Source organism: Streptomyces sp. NPDC042100 (assembly GCF_055582325.1).
The window spans coordinates 198,253-213,770 of the sequence record NZ_JBVJDK010000006.1; the positions used below are offsets into that span (position 1 = coordinate 198,253).

The 15,518-nt window shown below is 73.6% G+C and carries 14 protein-coding genes; 1 reads left to right on the top strand and 13 read right to left on the bottom strand.

Annotated elements, in window-relative coordinates; translation table 11 throughout:
- Positions 1–141: 141 nt before the first annotated feature.
- The 10 genes from ACZ6J5_RS15685 to ACZ6J5_RS15730 all read right to left on the bottom strand — a co-directional run bounded on the left by ACZ6J5_RS15685 (position 142) and on the right by ACZ6J5_RS15730 (position 10,369).
- Positions 142–1,056 carry a fumarylacetoacetate (FAA) hydrolase gene (locus ACZ6J5_RS15685; RefSeq protein WP_469391666.1) on the bottom strand — a complete coding sequence of 305 codons (915 nt, stop codon included), beginning with the start codon at positions 1,054–1,056 and terminating at the stop codon, positions 142–144.
- Positions 1,057–1,138: 82 nt separating this feature from the next.
- Complete coding sequence (locus tag ACZ6J5_RS15690; protein WP_469391668.1) at positions 1,139–2,425, bottom strand: pyridoxal phosphate-dependent aminotransferase; 1,287 nt, start codon at positions 2,423–2,425, stop codon at positions 1,139–1,141.
- A gap of 112 nt (positions 2,426–2,537) precedes the next feature.
- Positions 2,538–4,373, bottom strand: coding sequence for an AMP-binding protein (locus ACZ6J5_RS15695; protein WP_469391669.1), 1,836 nt, complete (start codon positions 4,371–4,373; stop codon positions 2,538–2,540).
- On the bottom strand, positions 4,370–5,515 hold the full coding sequence (locus ACZ6J5_RS15700) for a Glu/Leu/Phe/Val dehydrogenase dimerization domain-containing protein (protein WP_469391671.1): 1,146 nt from the start codon (positions 5,513–5,515) through the stop codon (positions 4,370–4,372). The genes ACZ6J5_RS15695 and ACZ6J5_RS15700 overlap by 4 nt, the downstream gene beginning before the upstream one ends.
- 71 nt (positions 5,516–5,586) lie before the next feature.
- On the bottom strand, positions 5,587–6,150 hold the full coding sequence (locus ACZ6J5_RS15705; RefSeq protein WP_469391673.1) for a type 1 glutamine amidotransferase: 564 nt from the start codon (positions 6,148–6,150) through the stop codon (positions 5,587–5,589).
- A gap of 14 nt (positions 6,151–6,164) precedes the next feature.
- Entirely contained in the window at positions 6,165–6,986 is an 822-nt protein-coding gene (locus ACZ6J5_RS15710; protein WP_469391675.1) for an amino acid kinase family protein, read from the bottom strand.
- The gene (argC, locus tag ACZ6J5_RS15715) at positions 6,983–8,071 is read right to left on the bottom strand and encodes an N-acetyl-gamma-glutamyl-phosphate reductase (protein WP_469391677.1); all 1,089 of its coding nucleotides are present in this window, start codon (positions 8,069–8,071) and stop codon (positions 6,983–6,985) included. Before argC ends, ACZ6J5_RS15710 begins: the two co-directional genes overlap by 4 nt.
- Complete coding sequence (locus tag ACZ6J5_RS15720; RefSeq protein WP_469391679.1) at positions 8,068–8,919, bottom strand: ATP-grasp domain-containing protein; 852 nt, start codon at positions 8,917–8,919, stop codon at positions 8,068–8,070. Before ACZ6J5_RS15720 ends, argC begins: the two co-directional genes overlap by 4 nt.
- A 1-nt stretch (position 8,920) precedes the next feature.
- Positions 8,921–9,106, bottom strand: a complete 186-nt coding sequence (locus tag ACZ6J5_RS15725) for a lysine biosynthesis protein LysW (RefSeq protein WP_046912295.1) — start codon at positions 9,104–9,106, stop codon at positions 8,921–8,923.
- 108 nt (positions 9,107–9,214) lie between these two features.
- Positions 9,215–10,369: an isopropylmalate synthase gene (locus ACZ6J5_RS15730; RefSeq protein WP_469391681.1), complete on the bottom strand. Its 1,155-nt coding sequence runs from the start codon at positions 10,367–10,369 to the stop codon at positions 9,215–9,217.
- Between the two features lie 234 nt (positions 10,370–10,603).
- Between ACZ6J5_RS15730 and ACZ6J5_RS15735 the strand changes: the two genes are divergently transcribed.
- Positions 10,604–11,398: a maleate cis-trans isomerase family protein gene (locus tag ACZ6J5_RS15735; protein WP_469391683.1), complete on the top strand. Its 795-nt coding sequence runs from the start codon at positions 10,604–10,606 to the stop codon at positions 11,396–11,398.
- Positions 11,399–11,542: 144 nt separating this feature from the next.
- On the opposite strand, the gene ACZ6J5_RS15740 is transcribed toward ACZ6J5_RS15735, so the two are convergent.
- The 3 genes from ACZ6J5_RS15740 to ACZ6J5_RS15750 form a co-directional block, all read right to left on the bottom strand.
- On the bottom strand, positions 11,543–12,244 hold the full coding sequence (locus ACZ6J5_RS15740) for a response regulator transcription factor (RefSeq protein ID WP_469391684.1): 702 nt from the start codon (positions 12,242–12,244) through the stop codon (positions 11,543–11,545).
- Between the two features lie 18 nt (positions 12,245–12,262).
- Positions 12,263–13,576 carry an IS701 family transposase gene (locus tag ACZ6J5_RS15745; protein WP_469391686.1) on the bottom strand — a complete coding sequence of 438 codons (1,314 nt, stop codon included), beginning with the start codon at positions 13,574–13,576 and terminating at the stop codon, positions 12,263–12,265.
- A 559-nt stretch (positions 13,577–14,135) separates the two neighbouring features.
- On the bottom strand, positions 14,136–15,368 hold the full coding sequence (locus ACZ6J5_RS15750; protein WP_469391688.1) for an MFS transporter: 1,233 nt from the start codon (positions 15,366–15,368) through the stop codon (positions 14,136–14,138).
- Positions 15,369–15,518: the final 150 nt, after the last annotated feature.

A 15,518-nucleotide genomic window follows, 5' to 3' on the forward strand; every position in this document is an offset into this window, starting at 1 on the left:
CCTCCTCCTTCTCGGTTCTGGGGACGGGGGCCGGTCTGCTGAGACGAGCCTGCCTGGACACCTGTACGAGTGCCCAGGCCGACCGGCCCTGTTTCATGAGCTGTTCACGGAGCGGGGCCCTGGACGGCGTGCCCCGCCGCGTCACGCGAGCGGAGCGGGGCTCACGTAGGTGACCTGGTTCTCGAACGCGATCCCGTGGCTCTTCACCTCGATCGCGATCCGGTCCCCGTCGGCGATCCGGAAACCGTCGTGGAAGCTGGCCTCGTCCGCGCCGAGCAGCACGTAGTTGACCAGCCCGGGACGCCGCACCGCCGGGAACGAGAACAGGTGCGCCGCCATGTCCTTCACCCGGAAGTACAGCGCGTCGCCGCCGCACTCGAAGCCGCCCTCCCAGGCGGTCGCGCCGTCGCGGGTGATGGTCACCCGCCCGTTCGCGGAGCGGGGCGGCTCGCCGAGGAACAGCCAGGGCGCGAGGGCCGTGTCGCAGAGCTTGCAGTACGGGTTGTAGCCCGGGTCCGTGCGGTGCAGGCCGATGTCGCAGAGGTCGTTGCCGAAGGTGTAGCCCGCGTAGTGCGGGGTGCCGTCGGCGTCGTTCACGTAGACCAGGGCGACCTCGGGCTCCTCGATGAGCGCCACCGGGTTCGCGGGCACGGTCAGCGGCTCGCCGGGCAGCCGGATCCAGTCGCCGAAGCCCTTGAAGAACCACTTCGGCGGAGTGAACTCGGCGCCCTCCGGCTGGGTCTCGCCGCCCCACTTCTTGCGGTGCGTGCCCATGAAGCCGCTCAGCAGCGCGTTGCCGGTGCCCGTCGGCAGGAGCGGCGGGATCAGCTTCAGCCCGGGGTCGTCCGAGGGCACGGTCACGGGCGTGACGCCCTCGGTGACGGCGGCCCGGATCGCCTCCGCCGAGCCGTCGGTGGCGATGAACGCCGCCGCCAGCCGGCCCTCGGCCACCGGGTACAGGGTGTGCGGGGCGTCGGGCTCCCCGGGCGTGCCGAAGCCGACGTGGCGCTCGCCGCGGTACAGGGCCTCGAAGAGGCTGGGGGTCGGAAGGGACATGGGAAGACCTCCTGGAACGTTCGGGTGAGATTCGGGGGAGATTCGGGTGGGAGGGGAAGGACGGCGGGTGGGCGCCGGCCGGTCAGCGCGGGCCCGGCTTCGCCAGGGCCGCCACGGCCTCGCCGACCCACGCCACGGAGTCCCGGATCCACGGCAGCGCCAGCGGGTCCGGCGCCGCGAGCGCGGTCAGCCGCTGCTCGTCGGTGTCGCCGTACAGGCGGCTCGTCGCCACCCGGATCCGCAGCGCCTCGGCGGGTTCCCCGAAGGCGCTCGCCGGGAGCACGCCGACTCCGTGCCGCTCGCTGAGGAAGCGGGCCACGTCGTCGCCGCCCCGGACACCGTGGGTGCGGGAGAGTCGCTCTCGGAGCGGAACGAAGTCCGGGTAGAGGTAGCAGGTCGCCCGTACCGGGGCGAGCAGGGCGCCCGCCGCGGTGAAGTGCCCGGCGACCGCGCGCACCACCGTCTCGTGCAGCCGCCGGGCCGCCGCGATGTGCGCGGTCACCTCCGGCGGCTCCCCGAAGGCGTACGCGGCCACCGTCTGCACCGGCGCGGGCGGGCTCGACCAGATCTGGCTCGCGACCGACACCAGCCGCCCGTGCAGCTCCCGCCCGGGCTCCCCGTCCGGCAGCCGCGCCACGCCCGTGCGCCAGCCGCCGAGGGCCAGGTTCTTGGTCAGCCCCGTGGTCACGACGGTCCGCTCGGGCGCGTGCAGCGCGGGGGACTCGGCCGGCGCCCCCGTGTCGTACACGAGGTCCCCGTAGATCTCGTCCGAGACCACCACCAGGTCCAGCTCCCGCGCCACCGCCGCGAGCCGGCGCACGGTGCCGGGCGAGGCGATCGTGCCCGTCGGGTTGTCCGGCACCGTCACCACCACGGCCCTCGGGTCGCGCCCGGCCGCCCGCGCCGCAAGGACCGCCTCGCGCAGCCGCTCCGGGTCCGGCACGCCGCCCTCGCCCGGCGGTGTCGGCACGGGGAGCGGGCTCGCCCCCGCCAGCCGCGCCTGGGCCGCGTAGCTCACCCAGCTCGGCACCGGCACCACCACGTCCCCGCCGATCGCCAGCAGCAGCGCGAACAGCAGCGACTTGCTCCCGGGCCCGGCCACGACCCGCCCCGGGTCCACCCCGATCCCGCGCCGTGCCCAGTACCCCGCGGCGGCCTCCCGCAGCGCCGCGCTGCCGGGCACGGGGCCGTACGCGTTCTCCTCGGCCGCCGCGGCGAGGCGGTCCCGCAGCACCGGCAGCACCGGCAGGCCGATCTCCCCGCTGGCCATCGACAGCACCCGCTCCCCGGCCTGCCGCCGGCGGGCGAGCGCCTCGTCGGCGGCCAGGGTCGCGGACATCGAGACGGGGGCGGGGGCGGGCGGCGGCATGGGGCACTCCAGACGTGGGGTCGTATCGACGGAGGGGGGACAGGGGTTTCCGCGCACGGCGGGGGTGGCGGGGGCGGGGGCGGGGGTGGCTGGGGTGGCGGAGCGGGGCAGGTCAGGCGGGTGTCGGGCCCGCCCCGTACCGCTGCCGGAGTTCCACCTTGCGGACCTTGCCCGTCAGGGTCTTCGGCAGCGCGGGCAGGACTTCCACCCGGTCCGGAAGGAACCGGTCGTCCTGCCCCGAGGCCAGCAGATGCGCGCGGACCTCGGCCAGGGTGGGGCCCCCGGCCGCCGCCGCGTCCGACGGGACCACCACCGCGCAGATCACCGGCGGCTCGCCGGCGGCGGCCCCCGGCAGGCCCACCAGCGCGGCCTCGACCGCCTTCGGATGCGCGCCGATCACGGCCTCCAGCTCGGTCATCGGCGCCACCGCCCCGTCCCGGACGATCGCGTCGCGCGACCGTCCGATGATCCGGATGCCGCCCTTGCCGTCGTCCCGGGCGAGGTCGCCGGTGTCGAACCAGCCGTCCGCGCCGAACTCCGCCGCGAACGCCTCCTCGCGCCGGTAGTAGCCGAGCGCGAGGGACGCCCCGCGCACCCGCAGCCGGCCCACGCCGCCCGCCGCGCCCTCGGTGTCGATCCGGGTCTCCATGGCCTCGATGGCGCGCCCGTTGCTGTGCGCCGCCCAGTCCTCGGGGTCCGTGGGGCGGGTCATCGTGACCGGGCCGTTCTCCGACATGCCCCACAGCGAGTACGTGCGCGCACCGAGGGCCTCGTGGACCTCGTCGGCCAGTTCGGCGAGGACCGGGGCCGAGCCGATCACCACGTGCCGCAGCGTGCCGGTGTCCCGCTTCTCCGCGCGCTGCGAGGCGACGACGTCCGCGAGGGTGGCCGGCGGCCCGTACAGGAGGGTGGCGCGGTAGCGCTCGACCAGGTCGAGCAGCGCCTCGTTCTTCCGTACGTCCTGGAAGGCCACCGTCCCGCCGACCATGACACCCGCGAGGACGCCCTGCGCGAAGCCGGAGTAGTGGACGAGCGGGGTGGACACGGCGGCCACCCAGTCGTCGCCGAGCCCGAAGGCCTCGACGTAGCCTCGGATGGCCGAGTGCACGGTGTTCTGGCTGTGCAGCACGCCCTTGGACTCGCCCGTGGTGCCGGAGGTGAACAGCACCACGAACGGCTCGTCGGCCGTCAGCGGGGCCCGGCCGGCCAGGATCGCGGCGGCCTCCGGGCGCTCCTCCCGCGCCTCGGCCACGGCGTGCTCGTGGAAGGAGAGGGCGCCTCGCGGCGCCTGGCCGTCCACGACCAGCACGTGTTCCAGGGTGGGGAGTTCGTCCTTGAGGCGGGTGGAGATCTCGGCCAGCGGCGTGCCCGACCACTCGGGCAGCGTCACGGCCACCCGGGCGCCGGTGAGGCCGAAGCGGTGGCGCAGCTCCTCCTCCGGGCAGATGGGCGAGATGGGGCAGATGACCGCGCCGATCCGGATGCACGCGAACATCAGCGGCACCATCTCCCAGCGGTTCGGGAGCTGCACCGCGACGAAGTCGCCTCGCTGCACGCCGAGTTCGATGAGCGCGAGGGCGAAGCGGTCGGTCAGTACGCGCAGTTCGGCGAAGTCCAGCGTGTCGGTACGGGACTCGGGGATCCGGCGGCCCGCGATGGCGAGCTTGCGCGGGCGCTCGCGGGCCTGCCGGTCCAGGTCGTCCAGGAAGGTCTCGTCCCGCCACCAGCCCTGGCGCCGGTACGCGGCGCCGGCCTCGGCGGAGAGGTGCGCGGAGGCCGCCCAGGCGGCGGGCTCCCCGACGCCGGCCCCGGCCGAGGCCCCGGCCGCGCCCGCCGCCTCGCGCACGCCTCCGTCCTCGCGCACGCCTCCGTCCTCGCGCACGCCTCCGTCCTCGCGCACGCCTCCGTCCTCGCGCCTGCCCCCGGCCCCGGTCGTCGTGCCCGTCATCCGTGCAGGTCCTTCCGGCGCACGGCCAGCAGCTCCGGCAGCGGGTCGCCCGCGCGGCCGTCCGCGATCTCCAGCAGGTCGCGGGTGTTCCGCCGCACCCGGTCGCCGACCCAGTCGAAGACCCACGCCTTGCGGGCCTCCGCCGCGAGCTCGAAGGGGACGACCCGGGTGACGGCGAGGGCGGCCGAGGCCGCGCCGCCGATGTTGGCGATGACGCCCGGCACCAGCGTGCCGCCCGAGGCGGCCACCTTCTCCTTCGCGGCGGCGGTGGAGGCGAGGTTGGCGCCCTCGACGACCAGGCCGGCCTTCAGCCGGTGCGCGTTCTCGGCGGTGAGCGCGTACTTCTGCGCGGCGAGGATCAGCAGGTCGGCCGGCACGTCGAGCCAGGCGTCCGGGCCGCTGGACAGCGTGACGCCCGAGGGCAGCCGCGAGCGGTCGATGCGCCCGAACTCGTCCGTGATGGCGATGAGTTCGGTGACCGGGAGACGGTCGGCGCTGATCGTGCCCTGGACGTCGGCGACGCCCACGACGACGTGCCCGCGCTCCTCCAGGAAGCTCGCCACGGCCCGGCCGACCGCGCCGAAGCCCTGCACCACGACCCGGGCGGCCTCGCTGCGGCCCCGGGTCTCCAGGGCGGTGAGCGCGGCGACACCGACGCCGTGGCCGGTGCAGTCGATCAGCGGCTCGTAGTAGGTGCGCCAGTCGATCGGCATGTCGGGCGCGCCGAGCCGGAAGCGCGGGTCGTAGCCGGCCTCGTCGAAGAAGACCGCCCGGTCGGCGGGGGTGACGCCCATGTCGATGCCGAGGTGGATGCCGCCGTGCAGCAGCGGCTTCACGGTGCGGCCGAAGGTGCGGAAGGTCCGCTCGCGGTCGGCGCCCTCCGCGTTGTCGGGGGTCGCGACGATGCCCGCCTTGGCGCCGCCGATGCGCAGGCCCGCCAGGGTGAACTTGTCGGTCATGTCACGGGCGAGGCCCGCGACCTCCTCCTCGGAGACGCCGGTCGTCATCCGGGTGCCGCCCATCGCGAGGCCGTCGACGAGGGTGTCGACGACCACCCAGCCCTTGACCGCGCCGCGGCTGCCGTTGAGGTGGACGGTGAAGGCGGGTTCCTGCGCCTGCGGATTGTCCACAGCGTCGCTCATGTGTCGCCACTTCCTTGGGTACGTAGGTGAGGTGGGGGTGGGGGAGGTCCGGGCCGCCGGGGCCGCCGGGGTCACCGGTAGAGGGCGGTGAAGCCGCGCAGGATCTCCAGGCCGTCGGGGCGGAACTCCACGTGCGCCTGGGAGCCGACGATCCGTCCGTCGTCCGAGCGCAGGAACTCCACAGGCGCGTTGTCGGACCAGCCGATGGCGCGGAAGCCCGCCGGGGCCTCCTGGAGGTAGAGGGTGTGCCGGTGGAAGACCGTCACGGTCTTGTCGACGTGGGCGAAGAGCGGCTCGTTCGTGTCGACGGTCGCCTCGTACCCGCCGACGCGCTGCGGGCCCTCCGCGAGCCGGCCGCCGTTGGCGACGGCGATGATCTGCATCCCGCCGCAGATGCCGTAGACGGGGACGTCGCTGCCCATCACGAGGTCGATCAGCGGCCGGTAGTGCTCGGTCTCGTAGGCCCGCACCTTCGTGCCGCTGAGCACGATGGCCTGGTGACGGCCGTCGAGCCGGGCGGGCACGCCCGCCACGTCGGTGACGTCGGTGTCGGATCCCAAGGTGTCCAGGCGGGCGCGCAGTTGCTTCAGGGACAAGGTCCCGTTGTTGACGACGAGTACCCGGGGTCGGGCCATGGTGCCTTCGCTCCTCAGCTTCGGGTGATGACGGTGCCGGTGCGCCCGGCGAGCAGCTCGCTGACGGAGGCGGCGCCGATGACGACCCGCTCCACCCCGCCGTCCAGGGCCTCGCCGGCGGCCCGCAGCTTCTTCCGCATCCCGCCGGTGGCGCCCTTGTCGCGGAACGCGGCGGCGGCCCGCGCGTCGATCCGGGACACCGGCTCGCCGTCGATCAGCAGATGGGCGACATCGGTGACCAGGACCAGGTCGGTCGCGCCGGTCGCCGCGGCGAGGGCGGCGGCGGCCCGGTCGGCGTCGGTGTTGACCTCGCGCCCGGCGGCGTCGCGGGCCAGCGGGGTGACCAGGTGGGCGTGGCCGGGCCGCAGGTCCTTCAGGAGCGCCGGGTCGACGCCGGTGATCGGCCCGACCAGGTTCTCCAGCTCGACGAGCTGCTTGTCCCGCCACCACCAGCGCTCGGCCTCGCCCGCGGCGACCAGGCCGTCGGAGCCGAGCAGCCGCTCGCCGCCGATGCCTCGGGCGGCGAGCCGGGCGAAGACCTCCTCGGCCAGCTCGGCGCTGACCGTCTTGATGTCCTCGATCACCTCGGGGGTGGTCCAGCGGCTCTGGTTGCCGTAGCGGTCGCGGAGCACCGCGGACGGCTCGCTGTAGCGCGGGCGGAGCCGCTTGAGCGGCTTGGACCAGCCGTGCACGAGGACCAGGGGATGCGTGGCGCCGTACGCGGCGAGGTCGTCCCACCAGGCGCCGGACAGGTCGTCGAGGCAGCTCCCGCCGAGCTTGACGACGGTGGGGACGGGCGCGCCGGACGGGGCCGGCGGCTTCGGAACGGCGCTCATACGGGCAACACCGGCTGCATCGTCAGCCCCGTCTCCTCGGGCAGCCCGAACCGCAGGTTCGCCGCCTGCACGGCCTGGCCGGCCGCGCCCTTGACCAGGTTGTCCAGCGCCGAGAGCACGACGATCCGGCCGTCGTCCTCGTCGTACAGGACGGTGACGTCGCAGAAGTTGGAGCCGAGCACGGCCTGCGGGTCCGGCACCGGGATCAGCGTCTCGTTGTGCCGGCGGACCCGGACGAAGCGGTGCTCCTTGTAGAAGCGCAGATACGCCCGCTGGAGCTCGCGCTGGGACACGGGCTCGTCCGTGAACACGTAACTGCTGGTCAGCAGCCCGCGGACGTGCGAGACGCCGTACGCGGACATGCTCAGCGAGCCGATCGAGCCGGGCTTGCTCCGGACCAGGAAGTCCTTGACCTCGCCCGCGTGCCGGTGCCCGGTCGGGGCGTACGGGGCGATGGCGCCGTTGCGGAAGGGGTGCAGGTCCGCCGTGCGGAGCTGGAGCCCGCCGCCGCTGGAGCCGCTCTTGCCGTCCACCACGACCGTCTTCAGGTCGAGGCCGAGGCCCAGGGTGAGCGGGGCCAGGCCCAGGGTGATGGAGGTGGCGTAGCAGCCGGGCAGCGAGATCAGCGGCGCGTCGGCCAGCCGCTCCCCGACCAGCTCGGGCACGCCGTAGACGAAGCGCTCGGCGAGCTCGGCGCTGCGGCTGACCTTCGGGTACCAGCGGTCGTGCAGCTCGGGCGTCCGGATGCGGAAGGCCCCGCTGAGGTCGATGACGGCCGGGACCCGGTCGGCGAGCAGCGCCGAGAGCTCGGCGGAGACCGGCGCCGGGGTGGCGAGGAAGACCACGTCGAGGGTGTCGGCGAGCTCGTCGACGTTCTCGGCGGTGACCGGGCGGACGGTCAGTCCGCCGAAGTCGAGCCGCAGCCCGGGGTGGAGCTCGGACGGGCGGCGGCCCGCGTTGGAGGAGCCGCCGAGGAAGGCGAGCTCCAGGTCGGGGTGCTGGGTGATCAGCCGGATGAGTTCGCCGCCGGCGAGTCCCGAGGCGCCGACGACGCCCGCGCGGATCGGGCGGGTGGTGCGCGTCATGCGAGCAGCTCCTGGAGGTAGCGGCCGACGGCGGCCGGGATGTCCGCGCCGGTCGCGGAGGCCACCGCCCGGAAACCGGGGGCGTGGTTGACCTCGTTGACGACGTAGCCGTCGGGTGTGCGGAACAGGTCGACCCCGTAGATGCCGGGGCCGAGTTCACCCACCACCCCGTCCACGATCTTCAGGACGTCCGGGTCGTGGGCCACGGCGCGGCTGCTGTTGCCGAGCGCCGCGTTGTTGCGCCAGTCGGTGCCCGCACTCTCGAACTCGGCCGCGCCGACCACCTCGTGGCCGACGACCAGGCAGCGCACCGAGGTGCCGCCGCCGATGTACGGCTCGACCAGGCAGGCCTGCTCGAAGGCGTGGCCGAGGTCCTCGACGTAGTCGTACACCGAGTGGGCGAGGTCGGCGTCCCGGACGAGCGTGACGCGCTTGCCCATGCCGCCGAAGATCGGCTTCAGGACCACGGGCGTCGACAGCTCGGCGACGGCCCGCTCGAAGTCCTTGCGGGAGAGCACGAGCCGGAAGTCCGGCACCGGGACCCCGGCCCTGCGCAGCTCGGCGCGCAGGGCCGCCTTGTTCTCGCAGACGTGGATGGCCCGCGCGGAGTTCAGCACCCGCGCCCCGGCGGCCTCGGCGAGCGTGGCGACGAGGCCGCCGCGGGTGTAGCTGCGGCTGCGGACGAGCAGGGCGTCGAAGCCCTGGAGGGAGGGGGCGTCCTCGTGGCCGAGGGCGAGAGACTCGTCGTTGACCCATTCGACGGTCAGGCCGAAGTCCGGGCCGGCCTGGATCAGCTTGCGTTCCTCCCAGCTGATCCGGTCGGCGACGATCGCGATGCGACGGGCCATCTCACTGACCCCAGTCGCGCAGCTGCACCTCGACCATCTCCAGCGTGAGCGTGCCGTCCTGGACGGCCTCCACGCGCAGCGTCAGCATGCACTCGGGGCAGGAGAGGGTCTCTCCCTCGCCGATCGGGGGCACGGTCAGGTCGGTCTCGCACTCGGGGCAGACGCCGGTGAGGGTGGCGGTGGGCATGGGTGAACTGCCTTTCGGTTCAGGTGAGGTTGAGGTGAGGTGAGGTTGATGTGAGATGAGGTGAAGGGAACGGAAGGGAACGGAAGGCGATCGTGGGAGCGGGCAGGCTCAGGCCGCCGACTGGAAGTCGATCGCGGCCTTGCGGATCGCGTCCCGGTCGAGCAGCGGGGCGCCCCCGCGCTCCTGGCGCTCGGTGAGCCAGGGGGTGAAGGCCTCCACGTCGACGAACACGCCGGAGCCGTCCAGCGCCCACTTCACGAGCGCGGGCGTGAGCCGGGTGCGGACCAGCAACTCGCGCGAGTTGCCGACCAGTTCGGCGGGCAGCGTCTCGTAGGCCTCGGGGTGGGTGAGCTGACCGGGGAGCTCGTACGCGAAGGCGTGCGAGGTGGTCGGCCCGGACTGGAACGCCTCGCCGAGCCCCGCGCCCCTGAGGGCGATCCGGGACAGCTCGGTGAGGTGGGTCAGGTCGAAGCGGGTGTCGCCGTGGATGACCCGCAGCGAGGTGAGCAGCTCGGCGAGCGGCGCGTTGCCGCCGCGCTCGCCGATGCCGCCGACGGTCGCCGAGATCCACTGGGCGCCCGCCCGGACGGCGGCGAGGGAGTTGGCGACGGCCATGCCCAGCATGTTGTGGGAGTGGATCTCGATCTCGGACCCGTCGATCTCGGTGAGGTCGCCGATCACCTCCTCCATCTGCCAGGGCGAGAGGTACGCGACGGTCTCGGCCAGCCGGAAGCGGTCGGCGCCCGCCTCGAAGCCCGCCGTGACGTACGGGACCAGCCGCTCGCGCGGGGTCCGGGCCCCGTCCTCGCCGCTGAAGGTGACGTGGAAGCCGCGCTCCTTGGCCTGGGTGATCGCCGAACGGGCCAGCGTCTGGAGGAACTTGGCGCTCGGCGAGCCCAGCTTCAGCTTCGCGTGCTGCTCGGAGGTCGGGATCGAGTACATGATGTGGCGCACGCCCAGCCGCTCGGCCTCGTCCAGGGCCCGCCCGACCTGCTGGCGGTCCCGCACCACGACGAGCGTCATGCTGCGCTCGGGCGTCACGGCCTCGTGGGTGGCGAGCACCAGGTCGGCGTCCTTCGAGCCGGGGCCGGACACCATGCCGACCTCGACCAGCTCGACACCGGTCCGCACGAGCAGGCCGGCGATGGCCGCGGCGTCCTCGGGGCCGAACTCGACGCCCGCCATGTGCGCCGAATCCCGCAACGTCGCATCGGATACGCGGGGGAGGTGCTGGGGCGCCTCCGGCCTTTCTCCTGCTGCCATTTCCTCACTCCTTGTCGGGGGTTCCCGGATTTACGGGACCTGGGGGACTGGCGGCTTGTGATCACCACACTCCATCGGCCGCATGTAAGAAACAAGGGGAATCGGGTCAGGGCTCTGTAGGGGAATGTCAGGCAGTGTCAGGAACGACAGGGCGTGCAAGGCCGTTGTGAGCGGGGTGTGTTTTCGCCGGCCTTCCGCTGCCGGACGCGCGGGGCGCGCCCTACTGTGCGGGCCATGGACCTTTTCTCGCTGCCCCGACTCGGTGTCGTCGTCCCGCCGGAGAACCCCACGGCGGAACCGGAGTTCAACCGGCTGCTGGGAGCCGGAATGCACGTCTACACGGCCCGGTTCCCCACCACTCCGGGTGTCGGGCTCAAGGAGATGCTGGAGACCTACAACCGGGTGCTGCCCGAGACGCTCGGCGGCTTCGGCGCCATGCGCCTGGACGCCGCCGTCGTGGCGTGCAGCGCCTCCCACTACCTCTTGGACCCGGACGGGGACCTCGCCCTGTGTGAGGAGCTCTCGCGGGAGGCAGGCTTCCCCGTCCGCTCCTCGACGCAGGCGATCCTGGCCGCGTGCGAGGCGCTCGGCGTGCGCCGGCTGACGCTCGTCTCCCCGTACCAGCCGTGGCTGACGGAGGTCTCGCGGACCTTCTGGGAGCGGGCCGGGCTCACCGTCGACGACGTCGTCCTGGTCCCGGCGGGGCGGACACCCGAGGGCGCCGAGCACTTCGACCCGTACGAGGTCACCGCCGAGCGCATCGGCGAGCGGATACGCCTCCACCTGCGGGAACACAAGCTGCCCGAGGGCTCGGCGCTGCTCTTCACCGGTACGGGCATGGGCACGCTGGCCGCCCTGACGGAGCTCGCCGCCCGCCCGGACACCGCCGGCCGCCCGCTGCTCTCCTCGAACCTGGCGTCCGCGTGGTGGGCGCTGCGGGCGGGCGGGGGCGCGGGGGCCGCCGAGGCGCATCCGCTGGTGCGGCGGCTGGCCGCGCAGGTGGAGGTCGCGGCGGCGGGCGCGCGCTGACGCGGGGGAGACGGGGCGGGGGCTGACGCGGGGGAGGCGGGCGGTCGGGGGCGGACCGGTATGCGGCCCGCCCCCGTTCTCCGCCCCGCCCCCGTCTCCGCGTGTGCCCTCGCCCCCGCCCTCGCTCTGCCCGGTCTCCGGGTGTCAGCCCGCCGTGGTCTCCGGCAGCCGGGCGTAGGCCTTGTGGTGCCCCATCCGGTAGCCGACTCCGCGGACCGTGATGATCCAGCGGCTACAGCCGAGTTTCGCGCGCAGGGTGCTCACATGGGTGTCTATCGTGCGGCTCGTGGTGGCCCATTCGCTGCCCCACACCTTCGCCATGAGTTCCTTGCGGGAGATCACGGTCTCGGAATGCGAGGCGAGTACGTAAAGCAGCTCGAATTCCTTCGAGGTGATATCGACGAGCCGGTCTTCGAGCCGCACTTCCCGGGCCCGTGGATCGATGTGCAGCGGGCCGAGGAAGATCTCCTCGGGAATCGCCGAATGAGGTCTCCGGGCCCGGCGGAGAACGGCCTCCACACGGGCCGCGATCTCCCGGAAACCCCAGGTCTGCGCGACACAGTCGTCCGCGCCCGCCTTCAGGGCGAGGACCCGTTCCAATTCGTCGTCGCTGCGGGTGAAGGCGATCAGCGGGACATCGCTCTCGGCCCGCAGATTGCGGCAGACCTCGATGCCGTCGACGTCGGGCAGTTCGAGCGACAGCAGCACGAGGTCGGCGTCGCGGTAGGTGCGCAGGGCGTGTGCCCCGCTGTCCACGCTGCGGGCGGCGAAGCCCTGGCGGCGCAGATCGCGCACGAGTGACGCGGCGGAGGAGGCTTCCCGTTCCACCACGAGTACGTTTCTCATCGTCGCGGGCCCTTCTCGTCAGCCCGCGGCCCGGGCCGGCACCGGGGCGGGGCCGCGGAACGGCGGTACGGGGGCGCTGCCGCGCCGGCGCAGGTGCTGGTAGGCGTAGGCGGCGGACGTCATCGTCATGTGGTGGTGCCAGCCGGGATAGGAGCGCCCCTCGAAGTCCAGCGCGCCGAAGCGTTCCTGGAGCGCGGTGACCGTCGACCGGATGGTGGCGCGGCTGCGCATCAGCGCCAGGATCCGGTCCACCCGCCGGTCGGCGAGGCTGGTGATCCAGTACCGGGCGGGCCGCAGCCCGTCCGGGTCGGGGAGTTCGAGCAGCCGGTAGCCGCGCTGCGCGCCGTCGGCGCCGACCGTGCGCAGCGGGAGCCGCACCGTACCGGCGTACGTGTAGAGGGGCGCCCGCGCGCCGCCGCGATAGCGCGGGTCGGCGAGCGGGACGGGACCCGACAGGGCGGTGGGGACGGGGACGGCGGCCGGGACGGTCACGGGGACGGTGTCGAGCATGGCCGCCTGACGGGTCAGCGCATACGGCTGGCGCGCGTTGCGTTCGTCCATCAGGACGCCCACGGTCGTCACGGTCGGGGTGCGGCGCCCGCCGATCACCACCTGGCCGGGATTCACCTCGCACAGGATGTCCGCGCGGTGCCGGGCCAGCCCGGCGAGCACCCCGCTCGCGTCCTCGCTGCGGGTCAGGTCGAGCACCCACGGCAGCCGGGGCAGCCGGGGCTGGGCAGCGGCGCCCGCCGCGTAGTCGAGCACGCAGGCGCCCACCGAGCGGGCCGTCTCCTCGTCCGGTATCCGCGCCCGCAGCCGGCGCTCCTGGTCCCAGCCCCACGGCCCGTCGAGCACGAGGCTCCAGTCGACCGGGAAGCAGTGCGCGTCGGTGACCAGGAACAGCCCCACCGCGCGCTGGCCGTTGACGGTGCGGCCGGTCTCGGCGTCGACCCGGCGGTGCACTCCGACCGAGTGTTCCCCGCGTTTGGGGATGAGGAGCTCCGTGGCGGTCCAGGCGTAGGGAGCGGCGCCCGCAGCGACACGGAGCGCGAGTCTGCGGCGCACCGGCTCCCAGTCCCAGGTGCTGGTGTTGATGAACTGGTGCAGGCTGTGCGCCGCGGCCGGCGGTAAGCGCTCGGTGCGGGCCATGCTCCGGGGCGTCTTCCGGCCGGAGACATGGAGCAGGCCTCGTAGATAGGCACGGGCCCAGCGGCGTTGCTCCGCTCGGTGGAGGGGTCGGAAGATCTCCTCCAGGAACGCGTGCAGGTGGGTGTCCTCGTACCCCGCGGTCGCGCGTGCCGTGCCGGTCGTGGTCGACGTGCTTGACGACATGTGACGCTACGCCCCCTCGTACTCCTTCGCGCGCACCCCAGTCGGTGCTCCGCGTGCCGTACGAAGCTCAAAAATACCGTCTCGAAGGAAAATTTCACGGGCCACTCGGCGACTTTGCTCATTCGCCCTCTGACCTGCGGAAACGCCCCCTGTTCGGGGGCGTGCGGGACCCCCTCCCGGCACCGCGCGGCGGTGTGCGGCCGGGGGCCGGAGAACGGCGTGAAAAGCACCCCTCGGGCTTGCGCCCGCTGGTCACACGGCCAGGGCGCGGGCCGCGGTCCGGGGCGTTCCGGCGGGGTCGGGACACGTGTTCGGGCGCACGTGTCAACAGCTCGTGAACAATCGACGGACGGGGCGCCGGGACACCCCGGCGGGCGGGGACACCCCGGTGTGACGGGGCGTCCCCGTCACACCGGGGAGCCGCCGAAGGCCCGGGGGAAGGTGTGCCTTCGGCGGCTGCTCGGGAGCGGTCGGGGTGCCGGCCGCTCCGGTCGGTGGCGTACGGGTCCGGCGGGTCTGGCCGGTCCGGCGGTACCTCCTGGTACTGCGCGGGACCCGGTCAGGTGGTGGGGCGCTGGCCCGGGAAGCCGTGGGCGCGGGCGGCCAGGACGACCACCAGCACCGGCGCCAGGAGCAGCAGCACGGTCCACGGGAAGGAGTCGCTGCCGACCGCGTCCAGCAGGACGCCGCCGATGATGCCGCCGCCGGCCATGGCGACGTTCCACAGCGTGACGAGCATCGCCTGCGCCGAGTCGGCCTGTTCGCCGCCCGCGTCGGCGACGGCCGTCTGGAGCAGCGTCGGCACCCCGCCCCAGCCGAGGCCCCACAGGGCGGCGGCGACGTAGACGAGCGCGGTGTTGTCCGAGAGCACCGCGAGCAGCGCCGCCGCCAGGGCGACGAGCAGGGTGCTGGCGACCGTGAGCGCGCGCAGCCGGCGGTGGATCTGCGCGCCGACGATCCAGATGCTGGCGAGCGACGCGCCGCCGAAGACGAGGAGGACGAGGTCGGTGCTGCCGCCGAGGCCCACGTCGTCGAGGAACGTGGCGATGTACGCGTACAGGATGGTGTGCGCGAGTACGAACACGAGCGTCACGAACAGGACGGGGTTCACGCCCGGCACCTTCAGCGCCCGCAGCATCTTCGGGCGCTCGCCCGCCTCCTGGCCCGGGTAGTCCGGCACGGCGGCGCTGATCCACACGAGCAGGAGGACGGTGAGTCCGGTCATCGCGAAGAAGGCGACCCGCCAGCCGAGCTGCGAGCCGAGGAAGGTGCCCGCGGGCACGCCGAGCGAGAGCGCGACGGGAATGCCCGCCATGGCGATGGCGATCGCCTTGCCCTGGAGGTGGACGGGCGACATGCGCCGCGCGTAACCGGCGAGCAGCGCCCAGGCGAGACCGGCGGCCACACCGGCGACGAAGCGCGCGACCATCGTCACCTCGTAGACCGAGGAGACGGCGGTGACCGTGTTGGCCACGGCGAAACCGGCCATCGACGCGAGCAGCAGGCGCTTGCGGCGCCAGCGGGCGGTCGCGGCGGTGAGCGGGATCGCGGTGAGCGCGGTGCCGAGCGCGTAGATGGTGACCGTCTGGCCGGTCGCGGACTCGCTGACGGCCAGGTCCTTGCTCATCGCGGGCAGCAGACCGGCGGGCAGGGTCTCGGTGAGGCTGGTGATGAAGACGGCGGTCGCGAGGGCGAGCAGGGCGAAGAGCGGCAGCTTCTGCGGCTCGTCACCCCCGCCCGCCGCCGCCGGTGGCGACGCGGGAGCGGCGGTGGTGTCGGGTGAGGTGCTCATCTGGTGTGCTCCGGAGGGAGGAAGGAAGGGGGACGGGGACGAGAGAGAAAGACGGGGGTGGGGATGGGGGTGGGAGTGAAAGAGAAAGACGGGGGTGGGGGTGGGAGTGGGAGTGAAAGACAGGGATGGGGATGGAGATCGGTATGGGTA